The sequence below is a fragment of the Brevibacillus sp. SKDU10 genome, from assembly GCF_001645205.1.
GTDB classification, from domain to species: domain Bacteria; phylum Bacillota; class Bacilli; order Brevibacillales; family Brevibacillaceae; genus Brevibacillus_B; species Brevibacillus_B halotolerans.
In genome coordinates this window covers 1-970 of the sequence record NZ_LSSO01000054.1, presented here as the reverse complement: position 1 = coordinate 970, position 970 = coordinate 1, and the positions used below count along the sequence as shown (strand labels likewise).

Annotated in this window: 2 pseudogenes; one reads left to right on the top strand and one right to left on the bottom strand. The window is 41.4% G+C overall.

The annotated features are described in order from the left end of the window. Nucleotides 1–210 (top strand): annotated as a pseudogene (locus AYJ08_RS23825) (murein biosynthesis integral membrane protein MurJ); the annotation flags it as partial. A 116-nt stretch (nucleotides 211–326) separates the two neighbouring features. Here AYJ08_RS23825 and AYJ08_RS04170 read toward each other — a convergent pair. Continuing rightward, nucleotides 327–970 (bottom strand): annotated as a pseudogene (locus tag AYJ08_RS04170) (hypothetical protein); the annotation flags it as partial.

Here is a 970-nt window from a genome sequence, read left to right as displayed (position 1 = left end):
ACAGTAGCAAAGGTTTTGATTGCCTGCGCAGTCATGTCCGTTGTCGCCTTCATTCTCCGAGTTCTGATGCTGGAATCGGGCAGGCTTCTCGATTTACTGGTAGGCGGTACTGTGTCTACAGTCATTTACTTTACAGTGTTGTTTATTTTGCGCGAACCGCTTGTAAAGGATATTGTCGGCAAGGCAGCGGGACGCTTTATGAAGAAGTAGGAGACATTCTCTATCAAATGACGATTAGCAAGAGAAAAGGTTTCTTTCTATATAGAAAAAGGCATTCACTGTATTGTATAGAGTGAGTGCCTTTTCTAATTTCTATAACGTTTTGCCTACTTTAATTTCTTCACCTGATTAGGATTAAGACCAAAGCGGGACACGGATGCAGCACGAGTAGAGGCTAGCTGCCACTTATCTTTTATTTTGTGCAGCTCATATTCCCAGCATTGTTCATCCTGCCCGTGATCATCTATTTGATTGGTGCCAAGATTTTTCCATTTATCTTGATAAACTTCTCTTACCATTACTTTTAAATGGGTGTCATCTACTATTTCTAAAGAGCCAAAGTCAATTTCTAAATGAAGCAATTCACCTACAAAGACTTGTTTTAGAATGTCTGGCGTAGTTTCAAATTGCTCAACCTCACGTTCATAACTCTGTTTCTCATCGCCGTCTGGGGAGAGATAAGGTAAGAGAGGGTCAACGGTCGTTTTCGTCTTGGCATATTGCAGCCAAGCTCTATTATAATTTGTAAAGAAAGCGGAGACATCGCCTTCAATATTACCTGCTTGAGAAATTTGGAGCGGTAAATCAATAAATGTATCTTGTTCGCCCAAGGTACCCGTCTTAGTTACCTCGCCGAGTGGTGTAGATGCTTTGACCGTAAATTCGAGAGCTTTTTTGGGAGCGTTTTTGATTAAAGCGTCGTAGCCGGTAAAGCTCTTTTCAAAGGTAACGGGAATAGCTTGACCGTTAT